The organism is Citrobacter sp. Cpo015, assembly GCF_030333035.1.
GTDB lineage: Bacteria > Pseudomonadota > Gammaproteobacteria > Enterobacterales > Enterobacteriaceae > Citrobacter > Citrobacter portucalensis.
This window is the reverse complement of sequence record NZ_JAOWGS010000031.1, coordinates 155,273-173,329: the sequence shown is the minus strand read 5'-3', so window position 1 is coordinate 173,329 and position 18,057 is coordinate 155,273. Positions and strand designations below refer to the sequence as shown.

Annotated in this window: 15 protein-coding genes and 1 other RNA gene; 7 read left to right on the top strand and 9 right to left on the bottom strand. The window is 47.9% G+C overall.

From position 1 onward, the window contains the following. Positions 1-114 precede the first annotated feature (114 nt). Complete coding sequence (locus tag OGY67_RS11870; RefSeq protein ID WP_153686695.1) at positions 115-921, top strand: DeoR family transcriptional regulator; 807 nt, start codon at positions 115-117, stop codon at positions 919-921. A gap of 324 nt (positions 922-1,245) precedes the next feature. Beyond that, on the top strand, positions 1,246-2,016 hold the full coding sequence (agaR, locus tag OGY67_RS11865; RefSeq protein WP_003024920.1) for a transcriptional repressor AgaR: 771 nt from the start codon (positions 1,246-1,248) through the stop codon (positions 2,014-2,016). Positions 2,017-2,053: 37 nt separating this feature from the next. Here agaR and OGY67_RS11860 read toward each other — a convergent pair whose 3' ends face one another. The 7 genes from OGY67_RS11860 to garD all read right to left on the bottom strand — a co-directional run bounded on the left by OGY67_RS11860 (position 2,054) and on the right by garD (position 10,447). Further along, a complete protein-coding gene (locus tag OGY67_RS11860; protein ID WP_008785896.1) occupies positions 2,054-2,974 on the bottom strand; it encodes an ROK family protein in 921 nt (306 codons plus the stop codon). 18 nt (positions 2,975-2,992) lie between these two features. Next, positions 2,993-4,249, bottom strand: coding sequence for a Gfo/Idh/MocA family protein (locus tag OGY67_RS11855; RefSeq protein WP_286573994.1), 1,257 nt, complete (start codon positions 4,247-4,249; stop codon positions 2,993-2,995). A gap of 36 nt (positions 4,250-4,285) precedes the next feature. Beyond that, positions 4,286-5,392, bottom strand: a complete 1,107-nt coding sequence (locus OGY67_RS11850) for an ABC transporter ATP-binding protein (protein WP_008785894.1) — start codon at positions 5,390-5,392, stop codon at positions 4,286-4,288. An 11-nt stretch (positions 5,393-5,403) separates the two neighbouring features. Continuing rightward, positions 5,404-6,228: a carbohydrate ABC transporter permease gene (locus OGY67_RS11845; protein WP_003024907.1), complete on the bottom strand. Its 825-nt coding sequence runs from the start codon at positions 6,226-6,228 to the stop codon at positions 5,404-5,406. A gap of 9 nt (positions 6,229-6,237) precedes the next feature. Then, positions 6,238-7,182 (bottom strand): carbohydrate ABC transporter permease, encoded by a 945-nt coding sequence (locus OGY67_RS11840; protein ID WP_267445032.1) that lies wholly within the window; start codon positions 7,180-7,182, stop codon positions 6,238-6,240. A 78-nt stretch (positions 7,183-7,260) separates the two neighbouring features. Next, positions 7,261-8,520, bottom strand: coding sequence for an ABC transporter substrate-binding protein (locus tag OGY67_RS11835; RefSeq protein ID WP_286573993.1), 1,260 nt, complete (start codon positions 8,518-8,520; stop codon positions 7,261-7,263). 355 nt (positions 8,521-8,875) lie between these two features. Then, positions 8,876-10,447: a galactarate dehydratase gene (gene garD / locus OGY67_RS11830; protein WP_057067637.1), complete on the bottom strand. Its 1,572-nt coding sequence runs from the start codon at positions 10,445-10,447 to the stop codon at positions 8,876-8,878. A 405-nt stretch (positions 10,448-10,852) separates the two neighbouring features. On the opposite strand from garD, the gene garP reads away from it, so the two are divergent. The 5 genes from garP to rnpB all read left to right on the top strand — a co-directional run bounded on the left by garP (position 10,853) and on the right by rnpB (position 15,514). Beyond that, a complete protein-coding gene (gene garP / locus OGY67_RS11825; RefSeq protein ID WP_008785890.1) occupies positions 10,853-12,187 on the top strand; it encodes a galactarate/glucarate/glycerate transporter GarP in 1,335 nt (444 codons plus the stop codon). A gap of 15 nt (positions 12,188-12,202) precedes the next feature. Next, positions 12,203-12,973, top strand: a complete 771-nt coding sequence (garL, locus tag OGY67_RS11820) for a 2-dehydro-3-deoxyglucarate aldolase (protein WP_008785889.1) — start codon at positions 12,203-12,205, stop codon at positions 12,971-12,973. Between the two features lie 30 nt (positions 12,974-13,003). Continuing rightward, positions 13,004-13,894 carry a 2-hydroxy-3-oxopropionate reductase gene (gene garR / locus OGY67_RS11815; RefSeq protein WP_003828600.1) on the top strand — a complete coding sequence of 297 codons (891 nt, stop codon included), beginning with the start codon at positions 13,004-13,006 and terminating at the stop codon, positions 13,892-13,894. A gap of 65 nt (positions 13,895-13,959) precedes the next feature. After that, complete coding sequence (gene garK / locus OGY67_RS11810; RefSeq protein WP_032941740.1) at positions 13,960-15,105, top strand: glycerate 2-kinase; 1,146 nt, start codon at positions 13,960-13,962, stop codon at positions 15,103-15,105. A 32-nt stretch (positions 15,106-15,137) separates the two neighbouring features. After that, positions 15,138-15,514, top strand: an RNA gene (gene rnpB, locus OGY67_RS11805) — RNase P RNA component class A. A gap of 570 nt (positions 15,515-16,084) precedes the next feature. Here rnpB and OGY67_RS11800 read toward each other — a convergent pair. Together OGY67_RS11800 and OGY67_RS11795 are read right to left on the bottom strand one after the other, a co-directional pair. Continuing rightward, the gene (locus OGY67_RS11800; RefSeq protein WP_234692426.1) at positions 16,085-16,924 is read right to left on the bottom strand and encodes a helix-turn-helix domain-containing protein; all 840 of its coding nucleotides are present in this window, start codon (positions 16,922-16,924) and stop codon (positions 16,085-16,087) included. A gap of 478 nt (positions 16,925-17,402) precedes the next feature. Further along, positions 17,403-18,032 carry a DsbA family protein gene (locus tag OGY67_RS11795; protein ID WP_201287296.1) on the bottom strand — a complete coding sequence of 210 codons (630 nt, stop codon included), beginning with the start codon at positions 18,030-18,032 and terminating at the stop codon, positions 17,403-17,405. Positions 18,033-18,057 lie beyond the last annotated feature (25 nt).

Genomic DNA, 18,057 nt, shown 5'->3' with positions numbered 1-18,057 from the left:
TTTCAGCGTAAGTTCGTCCGGCTCTTCCCTGCTTGCGGGGCTTGCATTCGCGCAAAAGAAAGGCGTTAATAGACAAAACGAAATAAAACGAAAGGTTCAACTAAAGGATTTCTTATGAGTAACACCGAGTCCTCTGCAGACAAGCGCGTTATTGGCACCAGCGAAAGACGTGAGCAGATCATCCAGCGGTTACGGCAGCAGGGAAGCGTTCAGGTTAACGATCTCTCCTTATTTTTTGGCGTCTCCACGGTCACTATTCGCAACGACCTCGCTTTTCTGGAAAAGCAGGGGATTGCGGTACGTGCCTATGGCGGAGCGCTGATTTGCGAAAGCAATGCATCTGTTGTGGAGCCTTCTGTTGAAGATAAGAGTTCACTTAATACGGCAGTAAAACGCAGTATTGCCAGAGCTGCCGCAGAGTTGATTCAACCGGGACACCGCGTGATCCTTGACTCCGGTACCACGACCTATGAAATTGCCCGCCTGATGCGCCAGCATACTAATGTCATTGCTATGACCAACGGTATGAATGTCGCCAATGCGCTACTGGAAGCCGAAGGGGTTGAGCTGCTGATGACCGGCGGTCATTTGCGTCGTCAGTCACAATCGTTTTATGGCGATCAGGCTGAGCAGTCGCTACAAAATTATCACTTCGACATGCTGTTTCTTGGCGTTGATGCTATTGATTTAGAGCGTGGTGTTAGTACGCACAACGAAGATGAAGCGCGTCTCAACCGTCGGATGTGTGAAGTGGCTGAACGTATTATTGTTGTTACCGACTCGACGAAGTTTAACCGCTCCAGCCTGCATAAGATCATTGATACTCAGAGGATCCATACCATCATTGTTGATGAAGGTATCCCAGAGGAGAGCTTGCAGGAACTACGCCGCAGTGGTGTTGAAGTGATCATTGTTGAGTAGTCCCGCTCTAAAATTCAAAAATGTGATCCCATTCAATTAAACAAAAACAAACCATAAGCGAGCTTTTTTAGTAGCTCGCTTTCGTTTTTTTGCATGCTTCCCGTCTCTTTCTCGCATCTTACCCGTTTTGAGTCTTTTCATTTTTTCGGTTTTCTTCGTTTCGGTTTGCTAAAACGAAAGAAAATAGTCAGTTTTGGTTAAATTAAACGCTGAGTCTGTGCGCACAAATTCACCTTATTGCTTCTGATGTAATATATTCAAAAGAAAACGAAAGTGCTAAAGCGCTAAAACAAAACAACATGAATATTTGATGGAGCAATAGAAATGCTGGATAACTTAAGACGTCGCGAGCAAATAATTGATCTGCTGTGCGATCAGGGTAGCGTTCGTGTCGAGCCACTGAGCGTCCATTTTGGTGTGTCATCGGTCACGATCCGCAACGACTTACGTTATCTGGAGCAGAAAGGATGCGTCATGCGCTCCTACGGCGGTGCGGTTCTCAATCAGCACTTCGCCCTTGACCGGCCTTTGCAGGATAAGGACCGGCTGAATCGCGATGTGAAAACGCGTATTGCCGAAAAAGCAGCCAGCTTTGTGAAAGATGGTGACACGTTAATCCTCGATTCCGGTTCGACCACCACGCTCATTCCTCCAATGTTAAAGAATCGCCGCGATCTGGTGGTGATGACCAATGCGCTCAACATTGCGTGGGAATTGGCGAATTTTGAGCGCGTAGACGTCATGATCCTGGGAGGGAATGTCAGGCAAAGCGTCTATTCATTGTATGGCCCTTCAGCAGAACACCAGCTCAGACAATACCGGTTTGATAAGCTTTTTTTGGGCGTTGATGGATTCTGCCTGGAAGCGGGGATTACCACGCCACATCCGGGAGAAGCACATCTGAATCAGGTAATGTGTGAGGTTGCGCAGGAGGTCACGGTAGTCGCTGACTCCAGCAAGTTTGGCCGCAAAAGTTTCTGTATGATTAGCGAAATCAGCGGGATTGACCGGGTGATTACCGACAGCGGTATCCCTGAAAATTATCACCGGACGTTAATCCAGCTTGGGGTGGATGTGGTGATTGCGGATGAATAACTGAAACTGCTGGCGAGATTTTCTCGCCAGCAGTGTTTTAGTGGGTCAGCGTACCCTGTTCAACCAGCAGCAATGCGGCACCGCGAACCCCGCTGGATGCACCATGGATGGCCGGGAATACGCGGGCAGGCTCTAATCCCGGGAACAAGTAACGTGACATGGCCTGCGGCAGCAACGTATAAATTTCCTCGATGTTGGAAACTCCACCGCCGAGAACAAAAGCATCGACATCCAGAATCAACTGCAATTGCGCCAGCGTACAACCCAACATATCAATCCATGCTTCTATGGTTGTAACGGCGCTGGCATTGCCATGACGATAATGCTCCAGCAGAGTCTCCATTTTGAGTTGTTCTCCACTGAAGTGTTTGTGGAGCCACAGTAAACCAGGACCGGATTGATAGCGTTCCAGACACCCTTGTAAGCCACAGCCGCACTTCAACTCCGGCAAGTGATAACGACGCATAAACGTTGCCGGAAGCGGTAAATGGCCGAACTCACTGGCCATTCGGTTGCGACCCCGATACAACTGACCGTCAATGACTAACCCTCCACCCATGCCGGTGCCAATAATGGCACCAAAAATTCGGGAGAACTGGCGAGCCTGCTGGGTATGGGCTTCCGAGAGTGCAAAACAGCAGCAGTCATTGTCCAGTTCAACCGAACGATTGAGGCGGTGGGCCAGATCGTTCATCACCTGGCGTCCTGTGAGGCAAGGCACGTTAGATGACAGTAATTTTCCGGTATGTCTGTCCATAAGACCGGGCATGCCGATGCCAATTTTTCCTTGCGTTCCAGTCGCCCAGTCGGCGGTATCAATAAGTGAAGTAAAGGTCGAAAGAAAGAGTTCATAATCCTGCACTGGCGTGGCGACGCGCTTACGCCAGCAAACCTGCATTTCCTTATCAAAAGCGACAATTTCAGTTTTGGTTCCACCAATATCAACACCGTAAAACATGCCTCATCTCCTCCGGCTTCACAGCGTAACCAGACTGTTTTCCTTGCGAGCGCGCTCTGCGGCAAAGACCATTAAGTGACTTTCCAGTGATTCATCCGGGCCAGAAAGGATCATATTTTGATCGTTGGCCATCACTGCGTGGATAAAGCGATCCATCAGGTAGTAATCGCCACCACCATGCCCCCCCATCTGGGTTTGTGTGCCAGCGGCGATCTCCTCGATCTGATGCACTGTTTCTTTGTCTGTCAGGAAATCAAACACCCGGATCTGCTCGCCATCGCCTTCCAGATAACCTCTGGTACCAAACAGGCGCGTTTTTCGATCTTCCATTTTGGTAAACGCGGTCATGGTAAAGGTCACTGTCTGCTGGTGGGCAAAACGTAAGTTAACAACCTGATGATCCACCACATCATTATCACAACGATAAACGCAACGACCATAAGGCCCATCGCGCAGCGCCTGGCGAACATTCTCTTCGCTAGGATCTGCAGTCAGCACCCGACGGAAGTGTGGAGTGCATTTGTGGTTTTCACCCAGATAAATTTTGCAGGCAGACCAGGGACAGGTTGATTCAACCTGACAATCAAGGCAGCGGTCGGCGGCACCAGCAGGCTGATTCTCTTTCACAAAGTGACTCAGGCTACCAAATGATCCTACGTCCTGGCAGTTGTCGCTCATGATGTAGCGGATCCAGTCCAAATCATGACAGGATTTCTGTAACAACATAAATGACGATTCTGCTTCATTGCGCCAGTTACCACGTACAAACGAGTGCGCCTGATGCCAGTAACCTACGGGTTCGAGATGCTGCATGCTGACAATATCGCCAATTACGCCATCATCAAGCAGTGATTTCAGCTTTTGCGTATAGCGGGTGTAACGCAGGACGTGCGCGACGGCCAGTAATACGTTGTTGCGTTTGACCGCATCAATAATGATCCGGCAATCTTCTGGCGTAGGGGCGAGCGGTTTTTCCAGCAGAATGTGATAGCCGAGATTAGCAAATGCCACGGCAGGATCTTTGTGCATATTATCCTGCGTGCAAATAAGTACCACATCGGCCATTTTGGGTTGGGCCGCAGCTTCTTGCCAGTCGCAAAACACGTTATTTGGGTCAATCTTATGCTGTGCGACAAACTGCTGGCGGTATGCCTCTCTGGGCTCGGCAACGCCTACCACCTGCATTCTGTCTGGATGTTCAAGCGCATAGCGAGAATATATTTCTCCGCGCGCACCAGCCCCTACCACTAATACGGTCACTTTATTTGCACACATATAAACCTCTCATTTTTCACTTAGCCTGAATAACGGTCAGGCCAAATTTTCTTCATGTTTTTTATCAAACAAAAAGGCGGCATCCAGATTAAATTTCACTTTGATAGATTCACCGGGAAGTGGGGTCCAGTCGGGTGAGGAGTTAATACGTAAGATCATATGTTGCTCACCAATATCAAAATGCAGAAGGTCTTCGTTGCCCATCCTTTCTACGTTGGTAATGTGCGCATCGAACGCAGAGGCATCATGCTGCGAGGCTAACTGAATGGCCTCTGAGCGGATGCCAAACCAGACGCTGGAGTGCGGATATTGCTCCAGTAGGTTACTCAAGCGCGTATTTAATGGCAGGATTAAATTATCAGCCAGGCGCAGGCCACGAGTGCTGGGGTCAATATCAAGCAGCATAATATTCATTGCCGGATTACCAATAAAACCAGCAACAAATTTGTTCCTGGGGTGATGGTAAATATTCCCTGGGGTATCCACCTGCATAATACGACCGCCATTTAGAACGCAAATCCTGTCTCCCATCGTCATTGCTTCAATCTGATCGTGCGTGACGTACACCATGGTTGCGCTCACGCCTTCGTGACGCAGTTGTCGATGCAGTTCTGTCAGCCGCACGCGCATTGAAACACGCAGTTTTGCATCCAGGTTGGACAGCGGCTCATCAAACAAAAAAACGTCTGGCTTACGCACGATGGCCCTGCCAACGGCTACTCGCTGGCATTGACCGCCTGAAAGCTGACCGGGCTTTTTGTCGAGCAATGTTTCGATTTCCAGCTTGTGTGCAGCTTCCCGGACGCGGATATCAATCTCTTCTTTGCTCATTTTCCCTAACAGACTGAATGCCATATTTTTATAAATCGTCATGTGGGGATAGAGGGCATAATTCTGGAAGACCATGGCAACGCCTCGCTCCTTTGGTAGCAGGTCGTTGACGCACTTCTCTCCGATTGCGATATGGCCATGAGTGATATCTTCCAGACCTGCAATCATGCGTAGCAGCGTTGATTTGGCGCAGCCTGATGGCCCGACAAACACCATGAATTCGCCGTCGTGGATTTCAAGATCAACGCCATGGATCGCCTGAAAGCCATTGGGATAGACTTTGCTTACTGCCTGTAATTGAATACCTGACATAACACTGCCCCTTATCCTTTAATTCCGGCACCAGCGATGCCGCGAATAAAATAGCGCTGGAAGAAGATATAAAGTAACAACATCGGGATAATCGCCAGCAATGCGCCCGCCATTAACATCGGATATTCCACGCCTGAACGGCCAGAAAGTGAGGCTAATCCTACTGGTAATGTCATTTTATCCATGGAGGTGTTGACGATCAGTGGCCACATTAAATTATTCCAGCTCCACAGTCCGTTAATAATGACGCAGGCAATCAGTCCCGGTTTAATTAATGGCAGCATAATTTTGAAGAAAATAGTCAGATGGTTATACCCATCCATAATGGCCGCCTCTTCCAGTTCTTTAGGTACTGACAGAAAAAACTGACGTAATAAAAAGGCGCTATATATGCTGAATAAACCCGGTAACACCAGTCCAGGAATTGAGTTCAGCAAACCGATTTTTTCAACGGTTAAAAACTGTGGGATTAAAAAGATCTGACCGGGCACCATCAGAATTGAAATACACAGCATAAACAGGACATCTCGTCCTTTGAAACGCAGTCGGGAGAAACCGTACGCTGCCATTGCCGCAATCAGCGTCTGCAAAATGACGATGACCAGCGTGGAGACGATCGAGTTAAAGTAAAAGCTGCCAAAAGGCATTTCATGCAAGATTTTACCGTAAGCCTGAAACCCTGGGTTGGCGGGTAGCAGTATCGGCGGAAAGGCGATGCTTTCTGCCTGGGTTTTAAAAGAGGTGATGATCATCCAGATAAACGGAACCACCGTTACCAGCGTCGCGAGGATCATCAGGCCGTAAATTAGCCATTTTTCACGTTTTGTCATGAACATCGTGGTGCCTCACTGTGCTTTAAGTCGTTTACCAATCCATATTTGCAGCAGCGTCAGGACCATCGTGATAACGAAAATCACCACGGCGATTGCTGAGGCATACCCTTTTTCATGGTAGATAAAGGCGTATTTATAGAAGAGATAGGCGATGGTCATCGTCTGATCGTCCACCATGGATGAACTGCCAAACAGCAGATAAACCACATCGAAAATTTGCAGCGTTTCGATAAAAGAGATCACCAGTACGAAAAACAGCGTTGGGATCATTAGCGGTAAGGTAATAGACCAGAATCCACGCAATTTGCTGATGCCATCCAGCGACATCGCTTCATAAATTTGTTTGGGGATCCCCTGCAATCCAGCGAGCAGAATGATCATCTTCAACGCAATAGCCGACCAGATGATAACCAACGAGGCGCTCAGGCGGACGACATCGGGATCGGATAACCAACCGATGGCCGGAAGATCGAAAAAAGCCAGGATCTGATTAATTAAGCCGAAGTTTCGGTTCATCAACCACTGCCAGACCATAGCAATGGCCGCAGGCATAGTGACAGCGGGTAGAAATAACAGTGTGCGAAACAACCACTGACCGCGAATCGCCTGATTCAGGCCAATTGCGAGCAGTAATGACAAAACGGTGATTATCGGTACGCAAATAAAAACATAGGCCAGGGTGTTATATATTGCTGAACGAAACTCATCATCGCTGAATAAATTAATATAGTTATCTAAGCTGATCGTCGTCCAGATCTGAAACTCGCCGAGGTCGGTGAAACTATAAAAAACGTTCTGGAAGAATGGAGTAAAGTAAAAAACAATTAACCCCGCCAGTAACGGCATAATCATTATCCATCCCCAGAAGCGTTCTTCTTTTTCCAGCTTGGTCAGGGATTTTTTGTGCACTTCCATGGCTGGTAATTGTGGGGATGCAGCTTCATCTGAATAGCTCATACAGACTCCGGGATGCTCACTGTGCAACCAAAATATATTGCGTGGGCGAAAGCGAGAGGGAGCATGGCTCCCTCAGGATTATTTCTGCATTTCTCGTTCAACGCGTTTTGCAACACCAGGCATGACTTTTTCTGGGTCAGTACCCGTCCAGACTTTTTTCAAGCCATCATTCAGGATGCTATTCCACTTGGCGGTATTGGAGCCTGCGGTTGGATATTTATGTGAGAAAGCCAATGAATCGATATAGGCTGAAACATCAATACCCTTAAAGCCTTCAGCCCACTCTTTGGCCACTTTTTGGTTAGCGGGGATCACGACTTTTCCCGTAGCCAGCGTCTGCTGCGCATGCTCAGAACTCATGAACTCAATGAACTTCCACGCCGCATCTTTATGCTGACTTTTTGCTGACATGGCAAATGCCAGGCTATGGGATACACCTGCCTGCTCTGCCATTTTAGGCATTGGTACCACGCCGATGTGATCTTTAATCAGCTCGTTTTGAGAGAAGGGTAATGCCCACCATGAGCCCGCGTAGACCATGGCCACTCGGTTGGACTGGAAGACATCCGAGGCTTCCATCTCGCCTGGCGGTTGGATTAGTCCCGCGTTCAGCATGCCTTGAACATCGCGATAGACGGCGATGGCTTTGTCATTGGCAACATCCGTTTTGCCCTCAGGCAGGACAATCTTATCGCCAGCCTGTAATAGCAGATTAAAGTAACTGTCCTGCCCGCTGCTGAATTCCATTGCCAGTGGATAAGACTGTTTATCCAGACCTTTACGCAACTGCTCTGATTTTTGTTTTAAATCGTCCCATGTCCAGTTTTTATCGGGATAGCTCACGCCAGCCTGATCGAACATTTTTTTGTTGTACCAGATGGCAATTGCATCAATATCTCTTGGGATGGCATATTGCTGCGACTGGTATTGATAGGCATCGACTGAGCTTTTAACAAAATCATCCAGTTTCGGCGCTGATTTCTCTTTCAGATAATTGCTCAGTGGTTCCAGCATGCCATTTTTAACATATTGCTGGAAATTAGGCATATTCATCCAGAATACATCCGGTGCTACATTTCCACCGACTGCTGAACTTAGCTTGATAAAATATTGGTCATAAGGTGTTAATTCAATTTCGACTTTGATGCCAGGGTTGTTTTTTTCGAATTCATTAACGAGCTGTTGTTCGCCAGGGAGTTGATTACGGTCCCATAACGTGTAGCGTAATTTAACAGGCTTTGCGTCCGATTGGCCTTCAGCACTCGCGACGACAGGAGTTGCCAGTAAACAGGAAATAAGACAGGCCAATGCGACATTATTTTTATTCAGGGTATACATAACTTCCCTCTTTATTCAGGTCAGAATGCTTATGAGGTAAATTACAGGAGCCTATGAATAATCTGTTTTACATCGGAGAAAGTCAAAGCGGTAAAAAATAGGGAATTATCGCATTAAAACAAGGTCGTCTTTCGGTAGGTTTCTCTTTTATCAAAACGAAAATATAACATAAAACAATGGTGGCATTATTTCGTTTAATTTCATATTGTTAGGTTAATTTTGTAGGTTTGAATCGAAAAAAACAGATGTTTGAAAAAACCTCTTAAAATGCGAACGTTATCACTTTATTTGTTGTTACATAGACATAAAAAACGGGGATAAATCCCCGTTTTTTCGTTGGCTTTCGTTTCGATATTCAGGTCACTGGCGCCGGGTTAAACACCGCCAGCTGGTTATGCAGTCCCCACTGATCCGAGAAGGTTTTCTTACGCCCGCTGGCGACGTCGAGAATAAATTCGAACAGTTTCAGACCCACATCTTCAATGGTTTCTTCTCCGGTGGCGATGGTGCCCGCGTTAATGTCCATCAGGTCAAACCAACGGTTGGCCAGCTCGGTGCGTGTCGCCATTTTAATCACCGGCACGGCCATCAGGCCATATGGCGTACCGCGACCGGTAGTGAACACCTGCACGGTGATCCCGGAAGCGACCTGTTGTGTACCGCAAACAAAATCACTGGCGGGGGTTGCAGCGTAAATCAGGCCACGTTTGGTTGGACGCTGACCCGGCGACAATACTTCGACAATCGCGCTCTTGCCAGACTTGGCAATTGAACCCAGCGCCTTTTCCACCACGTTTGCCAGGCCGCCTTTCTTGTTGCCCGGAGAAGGGTTAGCGCTGCGATCCGTTTTGCCCATATCAAGGTAGTTATCGTACCAGGCCATCTCTTCGAGCAGGCGTTTACCTACTTCTTCGTTAATCGCACGTGGGGTCAGAAGGTGGATGGCATCGCGCACTTCGGTTACTTCAGAGAACATTACGGTCGCGCCGCAGCGTACTAACAGGTCGGAGGCATAACCCACCGCCGGGTTGGCCGTCACGCCGGAGAACGCATCGCTACCGCCGCACTGCATACCGACCACCAGTTCTGAAGCCGGACAGGTTTCACGTTGGCGCTGATTGAGCTTTGCCAGATGACGTTCGGCCACCTGCAGAATATCGGTGACCATCGATTGAAAGCCGACGTGCTTTTCATCCTGCAGGCTGACGATACTGGCGCTGTCGACCGGAATACTTTTCACATCGTGCGTGCCTTCCAGCAGCCGCTCTGGCTGCAGTTTTTCGCAACCGAGGCCGATGACCATCACTTCACCGCCAAAATTCGGGTTAAGCGCAATATTGTGAATGGTGCGAATCGGCACGATGGCGGCTGGAGCATTGATCGCCACGCCGCAGCCGTACAGGTGATTGAGCCCCACCACACCGTCAACGTTCGGGTATTTAGGCAGCAGATCGCGCTCAATGATTTTCACCACATAGTCCACCACGCCCGCTACGCAGTGCACGCTGGTGGAGATGCCGAGTAGATTTTTGGTACCTACGCTACCGTCAGCATTGCGGTAACCTTCAAAGGTATAGCCCTCTAGCGGTGGCAGCGGCTCTGGTACTTTAGTTGCCAGCGGCAGCGTCTCCAGCGGTGGGGCTTTGGGCAGCTCAACCATTGATTCATCAATCCAGCTGCCGCGTGGGATATCGCGAACGGCATAGCCTATCACTTCGCCATAACGCACGATTTCGCCATGAACAGGAATATCCAATAGCGCCACTTTATGACCCTGGGGAATATGTTCAATGAGTTCCAGTCCGTCCGGAAAACGCGTTCCGGCTTTCAGACCATTGTCATTGACAATTATCGCCACATTATCTGTTTCGTGAACTTTAATATAAAACGCCGTTGGCGATTCTTGTCTGATTTCGATGTCGGCCATTGTCCAGTATTCTCCAACAAGGTGGTGATAATAGTGTGGATATTTATATTTTGAATCTAATTGTAAGTAATAAAGATTCGGTATCGTGAAATAAGAATGTCAGGAGTTTAACGTGAAGAATGTGACGATGATCACTTAAACTCAGTAAGGCCGCGTCACCAGTGGTAGCAATACGTAAATGTGTGCATTAGCGCCCATGCTTGTGTGCATATGCCCAAAACATTAATTTAATAACGTGTATTTAATGAGCACTTGCACAATGATTAACGTTGTGCTGATGATTATACTAAATCACGGTTTCATAACGTCTGATAAATTATTATCTATTTTTATTATCGGTAATTTATCACGAGAAATACCCACAAAATAATAATAAAAACCTTTTATGTGCCCGAGGTAAATAGAATGATATTGGATACAGTTGTCGAGAAAAAGAAAGGTACGCACACCCGTTATTTAATATTGCTGATAATATTTATTGTTACAGCCGTTAACTATGCGGACCGTGCGACGCTGTCTATTGCCGGAACTGAAGTGGCGAAAGAGTTACATCTCAGCGCCATCTCAATGGGTTACATTTTCTCAGCCTTCGGCTGGGCTTACCTGTTGATGCAAATCCCCGGCGGCTGGCTGCTGGATAAATTCGGCTCGAAGAAAGTCTACACCTACAGTTTGTTCTTCTGGTCACTGTTTACCTTCCTGCAGGGCTTTGTGGACATGTTCCCGCTGGCTTGGGCGGGTATTTCAATGTTCATCATGCGCTTTATGCTGGGCTTCTCGGAAGCGCCATCCTTCCCGGCTAATGCCCGTATCGTGGCGGCATGGTTCCCAACGAAAGAGCGCGGCACGGCATCTGCGATTTTTAACTCCGCACAGTATTTCTCCCTGGCGCTGTTTTCCCCGCTGCTAGGCTGGCTGACCTTCGCCTGGGGCTGGGAGCACGTCTTTACCGTGATGGGCGTGATTGGTTTTGTGCTTACCGGACTGTGGGTAAAGTTTATTCATAACCCAACCGATCACCCACGCATGTCGCAAGAAGAGTTGAAGTTTATCTCTGAAAACGGCGCGGTCGTGGATATGGACCATAAAAAACCGGGCGATGTGAAGTCAGGTGGTCCTAAACTGCATTATATCAAGCAGTTGCTCACGAACCGTATGATGCTTGGTGTGTTCTTTGGCCAGTATTTTATCAACACAATTACCTGGTTTTTTCTCACCTGGTTCCCGATTTACCTGGTTCAGGAAAAAGGTATGTCGATTCTGAAAGTGGGCCTGGTGGCTTCGATTCCGGCACTGTGTGGGTTTTTCGGTGGCGTGCTCGGCGGCGTGTTCTCTGATTATCTGATTAAACGTGGTTTCAGCATTACCCTGGCGCGTAAGCTGCCGATAGTGCTCGGCATGTTGCTCGCATCGACCATTATTCTGTGTAACTACACCGATAATACCGCTCTTGTGGTGGCGCTGATGGCGCTGGCGTTCTTCGGTAAAGGTTTCGGTGCGCTGGGTTGGCCGGTGATTTCCGATACCGCGCCGAAAGAGATTGTCGGTCTGTGCGGTGGGGTATTTAACGTATTTGGCAACGTGGCTTCCATCGTCACCCCGCTGGTGATTGGGTATCTGGTGAGCGAGCTGCACTCATTTAATGCTGCGCTGATGTTTGTAGGGTGCTCGGCGCTGATGGCAATGGTTTGCTACCTGTTTATTGTCGGTGACATTAAACGTATGGAATTGCAGAAATAAACAAAGGTATAGGCGATGAATAACACGATTTTCCCGAATAAGTTTAAAGCGGCCCTCGCGGCGCAACAAATTCAGATTGGCTGCTGGTCTGCATTGGCCAGCCCAATCAGTACCGAAGTTTTAGGCCTGGCAGGTTTTGACTGGCTGGTACTGGATGGCGAACATGCGCCGAATGATATCTCGACGTTTATTCCGCAATTGATGGCGCTGAAAGGCAGCGACAGCGCGGCGGTAGTGCGTGTACCAACCAACGAGCCGGTAATTATCAAGCGTCTGCTGGATATCGGGTTTTACAACTTCCTGATCCCGTTCGTTGAGACGGAAGAAGAAGCGGTTAACGCTGTGGCGTCGACCCGCTATCCGCCGGAAGGTATTCGCGGCGTGTCCGTATCCCATCGCGCCAATATGTTTGGCACCGTACCGGACTACTTTGCGCAGTCGAATAAGAACATCACCATCATCGTGCAGATCGAAAGTCAGCAGGGAGTTGATAACGTTGACGCAATCGCGGCGACAGAAGGCGTTGACGGTGTCTTCGTCGGACCAAGCGATCTGGCCGCGGCGCTAGGTCACCTCGGCAATGCGTCACATCCTGATGTGCAGAAAGCTATCCAGCACATTTTTGCCCGCGCGAAAGCACACGGAAAACCAAGCGGCATTCTGGCCCCGGTAGAGGCGGATGCGCGTCGTTATCTGGAGTGGGGCGCGACGTTTGTTGCCGTTGGCAGCGACCTTGGCGTGTTCCGTTCAGCCACGCAGAAACTGGCTGATTCTTTTAAGAAATAACCACCATCGACAGTAGAGAGAGATAAAGACATGACAATGAAAGTTGGTTTTATTGGCCTCGGTATTATGGGTAAACCAATGAGTAAAAACCTCCTCAAGGCAGGTTACTCGCTGGTGGTTGCTGACCGTAACCCGGAATCCATTGCGGAAGTGATTGCCGCAGGCGCTGAAACAGCCGCCACGGCGAAAGATATCGCTGAGCAGTGTGATGTGATCATCACCATGCTGCCGAACTCTCCGCATGTTAAGGAAGTGGCACTGGGTGAAGGCGGCATTATTGAAGGGGCGAAACCGGGCACAGTGCTTATCGACATGAGCTCCATTGCACCGTTGGCCAGCCGTGAAATTAGCGACGCGCTGAAAGCGAAAGGCGTGGATATGTTGGATGCGCCGGTCAGCGGCGGCGAGCCAAAAGCGATTGACGGCACGTTGTCGGTGATGGTCGGCGGCGATAAAGCGATTTTCGACAAGTACTACGATCTGCTGAAAGCGATGGCAGGCTCCGTGGTGCATACCGGTGAAATTGGCGCGGGTAACGTCACCAAGCTGGCGAATCAGGTGATTGTGGCGCTGAACATTGCCGCGATGTCTGAAGCGCTGACGCTGGCGACCAAAGCGGGTGTGAATCCGGATCTGGTGTATCAGGCGATCCGTGGCGGGCTGGCAGGCAGCACCGTGCTGGATGCGAAAGCGCCGATGGTGATGGATCGCAACTTTAAACCAGGTTTCCGTATTGACCTGCATATCAAAGACCTGGCGAACGCGCTGGATACCTCTCATGGCGTTGGCGCTCAGTTGCCGCTGACTGCAGCAGTCATGGAGATGATGCAGGCGCTACGCGCAGATGGATTGGGTACTGCCGATCACAGTGCGCTCGCATGCTACTACGAAAAACTGGCGAAAGTGGAAGTCACTCGCTAACAAGAAGGGCGCGGATGTGCGCCCTGTATTTCTTGCCTTGCGCGGCACAGTCAGGCTACATAACTATGAAAATCGTAATTGCCCCAGACTCTTATAAAGAAAGCCTTTCTGCCACCGAGGTAGCTCAGGCAATAGAAAAAGGATTTCGGGAAATTTTCCCCGATGCGCAATATGTTTCTGTTCCGGTTGCCGATGGCGGCGAAGGAACGGTTGAAGCCATGATTGCCGCGACGCAAGGGAGTGAACATTCAGCGCAAGTAACGGGGCCGCTGGGCGAAAAAGTGAATGCCTGCTGGGGCATGTCTGGAGATGGTAAAACTGCGTTTATCGAAATGGCGGCAGCCAGCGGTCTGGCGTTGGTGCCTCCTGAAAAGCGCAACCCTTTAGTCACTACGTCACGCGGTACCGGAGAGCTGATTTTGCAGGCGCTGGATAGCGGTGCGCAGAGCATCATTATTGGCATCGGCGGCAGTGCCACCAACGACGGTGGCGCGGGTATGGTGCAGGCGCTGGGGGCAAAACTTTGCGACGCCAACGGGACAGAAATTGGCTACGGTGGTGGAAGCCTGATGAGTCTGAACTCCATCGATATCTCGGGTCTGGATCCGCGCTTAAAAACCTGTTCCATTCGCGTGGCCTGCGATGTGACTAATCCACTCATCGGCGATTCTGGCGCTTCGCGCATTTTTGGCCCGCAGAAAGGGGCGACGGAAGAACGCATTCTCGAACTGGACCGTAATCTGTCTCATTATGCCGACATCATTAAAAAATCGCTGCGGGTCGATGTGAAAGATGTGCCAGGCTCCGGTGCGGCAGGCGGAATGGGCGCGGCATTAATGGCTTTTTTAGGCGCCGAGCTGCGCAGCGGTATCGAGATTGTGACCCAGGCGCTCAATCTGGAAGAGCATATTCACGACTGTACGCTGGTGGTGACCGGCGAAGGGCGGATCGACAGCCAGAGCATTCACGGCAAAGTGCCGGTAGGCGTGGCGAATGTCGCGAAGAAGTACCACAAGCCGGTTATTGGTATTGGCGGCAGCCTGACGCGCGATGTGGAGATAGTGCATCAATATGGTATCGATGCGGTATTTAGCGTATTGACCAGCATCAGCACGCTGGAAGAGGCCTTCCGTGGGGCATTTGATAATATTTATCGCGCCTCAAGAAACATCGCTGCCACGTTAGCTATAGGAATGCGCAGTGCGGGGTGACATTGCCCCGCAAACCCTCTATACTGCGCGCCGAAGCTGACCAGACAGTCGCCGCTTCGTCGTCGTCCTCTTCGGGGGAGACGGGCGGAGGGGAGGAAAGTCCGGGCTCCATAGGGCAGGGTGCCAGGTAACGCCTGGGGGGGAAACCCACGACCAGTGCAACAGAGAGCAAACCGCCGATGGCCCACGCAAGTGGGATCAGGTAAGGGTGAAAGGGTGCGGTAAGAGCGCACCGCGCGGCTGGTAACAGTCCGTGGCACGGTAAACTCCACCCGGAGCAAGGCCAAATAGGGGTTCACAAGGTACGGCCCGTACTGAACCCGGGTAGGCTGCTTGAGCCAGTGAGCGATTGCTGGCCTAGATGAATGACTGTCCACGACAGAACCCGGCTTATCGGTCAGCTTCACTCTTTATAAAACCCCGCTTCGGCGGGGTTTTTGCTTTCTGGGTAAGCCAGATGAATGACTGTCCACGACGCTATGCTCAAAAGAACGCGGCTTATCGGTCAGCTTCACTCTTTATAAAACCCCGCTTCGGCGGGGTTTTTGCTTTCTGGGTAAGCCAGATGAATGACTGTCCACGACGTTATGCTCAAAAGAACGCGCCTTATCGGTCAGCTTCACTCTTTAATAAAACTCCGCTTCGGTGGCTCTTTATTTTGTATAATAAAAAATTGGTACGACAATAGATAATTTCTCTTTTCTAACTTTATTTTTTACACATAATCAAGTGTTGGCTGTTAAATTAATCATATCGTTTCTTAGCTTCCGTAATGCTATAAAATAATCTTTACCATCATCATGATTAACCAGACATTCATTGAGTTTCGCTGAAATCCATGATAAAGATGTGTGCTCAATTTTTTCATTGTTCAGATATTTCAAAAAAAATAATATATCAGCACATTCTATAAAACCATAGTTCCTGACAATATCCATAATATATTGTTTATGCATTAAATAACCTCTTCTATTTTTAGCTATACTACAGGGATAAAATAATCACAAGATATTGTGCCTGGACTTGCATCATCTATATATTTTAAAATCTCAATGTCTGATCCCTCTCGTCTTTTTAATCCAAGTTTAGGAAGTACATAATAATAGACGCTCCTTGGGAAGTATATATATTCATTGAGGCTGCCATTAAATGAAAATTTTATATACTTACCATTTTCAGATGTGAATACCTCATCGGTTGATATCAACCGATCATTTTTAGCGTGAAAACCTAAGAATGAGTTAACGCTCAGTTGGTGATCTTTCTGAGGGTGAGGAGAAAAAGTGCTGCTTATAAATAAATCAGACTGATGTTTCCTCATTATATCAATGATCTTTTGATATCTGATGATGGTTTCATGTTCTCTAATGAAATACATTTGCTGCTCAAAACTAAAGCGGTATCCATGGTATTTTTTTGATTCCAAAATGCAATACTCGAATTTTATTTCAGGTATGTTTTCTGGCTGAATCGGAAGCTGTAAAGCTTTAAAATCCCACTCTCTGGATTTTCGATACTGGCGAGGGGAATATCCGAATAATTTACTGAACTCTCTGCTAAAGGATTGCTGGGAATCGAATTTCAATTGATATGCGATATCCATTATCTTGAGGTTTGTTAATCGTAGTAAAAAAGCAGCGCGACAAAGCTTTCTTTCTCTAATATATTTTGCCGGGGTTAAGTTTGTATACTGCATAAATATGTTTGATAAGTGTCTAATAGTATAGCCACTAATGTTTTCAAGTGTTGAACTGCAGATCTTTTCGTCGATGTTATCCTCAATCCAATGGATGATATCAGCAAGAAATTTCTTTTTCATAGGCTCCTGGCTAAAAAAATCTTAATTTAAATAATGCCCAAAATAAATTATTTGCTTGAAATTTATTCAGTAATAAATGACGGGTGTGAGTATTGATTAGATCTTGCCAATTGTTGATGCTCACAGTATTAGATGCAATTATTAACGCTGTTTCGTCCAGTACGAGTTTGTCCTTGTTGGTTTACGCAATGTAAAGCGTGATATAAATAATACGGCTAAGAACCCCTCTGCTAACTTATTCATTGTTAATCGGTGATTTGTTAATATAAATTCGAGATTTGCTGATTATTATAGCGCATAGGAAAGTAAGATGATTTAAGTTTGAGCTATAGAATTAGTTATAAGAGCTATAATATTATAGCTTCGGTGTGGACATGAATTTTTTCTCTTTCGACTGATACAGTTTTGTTGCAGATTGATCAGGGTTAGCAAAAAGATACGACATTGAATTGCGAATCTGTCGTATCTTTTGTTATCACTATGTTTTACCCAGAAGCAAAGCCTTCACGATTTGAGCAACGGTAGCGCCATACTTATCTGGAGATGTTTCTCCTGTCCCGTTGTTATTTAAAATGTATTTACCATTAACATAGAATGATGGTGTGCCTTGAACCTCAAAACTTTGGGCTGCGTGTATCTGTTTTTGCGTTAGCGCTTTAACCACAAAACTGTCTTTTGCTGCATCGTATTCTGTGGCTGAAATTCCTGCGTCAATAAATACCTGGCGAATATCTTCCTCATTGCGCAAAGATTTTTTATCCTGTACGGCAATAAATAGAGGATGCTCAACCTTGTCTGTTACTCCTAATGCCATTGCAACCGACCACGCTGTTGTCAGATTTTGTCCCAGACTACCCATCGCGCCAACATGGTACTTTTCAACTTTTGTCCCTTCAGGTAGTACCTGGTTTATGGCCTCACTCACTTTATATTCACGAGAAAATGCCATGCAGGGTGGACAATAGAACGAAAAAAACTCGACTACCATAGGTGCTTCTTTAACTGGTCTTTCCATTCGTGAATATTGTTGACCTTCCGCAATAGGAAAAGCGCTAACGCTAAAGGTACAAAATGTCAGAACAACAAAGGAAAATATTTTTTGTATCATGCTTGCTCTCATATCGTTAGTATAA

Coding starts and splice junctions, on each gene's coding strand:
- OGY67_RS11870 (WP_153686695.1), top strand. CDS start 115: ATGAGTAACACCGAGTCCTCTGCAGACAAGCGCGTTATTGGCACCAGC.
- agaR (WP_003024920.1), top strand. CDS start 1,246: ATGCTGGATAACTTAAGACGTCGCGAGCAAATAATTGATCTGCTGTGC.
- OGY67_RS11860 (WP_008785896.1), bottom strand. CDS start 2,974: ATGTTTTACGGTGTTGATATTGGTGGAACCAAAACTGAAATTGTCGCT.
- OGY67_RS11855 (WP_286573994.1), bottom strand. CDS start 4,249: ATGTGTGCAAATAAAGTGACCGTATTAGTGGTAGGGGCTGGTGCGCGC.
- OGY67_RS11850 (WP_008785894.1), bottom strand. CDS start 5,392: ATGTCAGGTATTCAATTACAGGCAGTAAGCAAAGTCTATCCCAATGGC.
- OGY67_RS11845 (WP_003024907.1), bottom strand. CDS start 6,228: ATGTTCATGACAAAACGTGAAAAATGGCTAATTTACGGCCTGATGATC.
- OGY67_RS11840 (WP_267445032.1), bottom strand. CDS start 7,182: ATGAGCTATTCAGATGAAGCTGCATCCCCACAATTACCAGCCATGGAA.
- OGY67_RS11835 (WP_286573993.1), bottom strand. CDS start 8,520: ATGTATACCCTGAATAAAAATAATGTCGCATTGGCCTGTCTTATTTCC.
- garD (WP_057067637.1), bottom strand. CDS start 10,447: ATGGCCGACATCGAAATCAGACAAGAATCGCCAACGGCGTTTTATATT.
- garP (WP_008785890.1), top strand. CDS start 10,853: ATGATATTGGATACAGTTGTCGAGAAAAAGAAAGGTACGCACACCCGT.
- garL (WP_008785889.1), top strand. CDS start 12,203: ATGAATAACACGATTTTCCCGAATAAGTTTAAAGCGGCCCTCGCGGCG.
- garR (WP_003828600.1), top strand. CDS start 13,004: ATGACAATGAAAGTTGGTTTTATTGGCCTCGGTATTATGGGTAAACCA.
- garK (WP_032941740.1), top strand. CDS start 13,960: ATGAAAATCGTAATTGCCCCAGACTCTTATAAAGAAAGCCTTTCTGCC.
- OGY67_RS11800 (WP_234692426.1), bottom strand. CDS start 16,924: ATGAAAAAGAAATTTCTTGCTGATATCATCCATTGGATTGAGGATAAC.
- OGY67_RS11795 (WP_201287296.1), bottom strand. CDS start 18,032: ATGATACAAAAAATATTTTCCTTTGTTGTTCTGACATTTTGTACCTTT.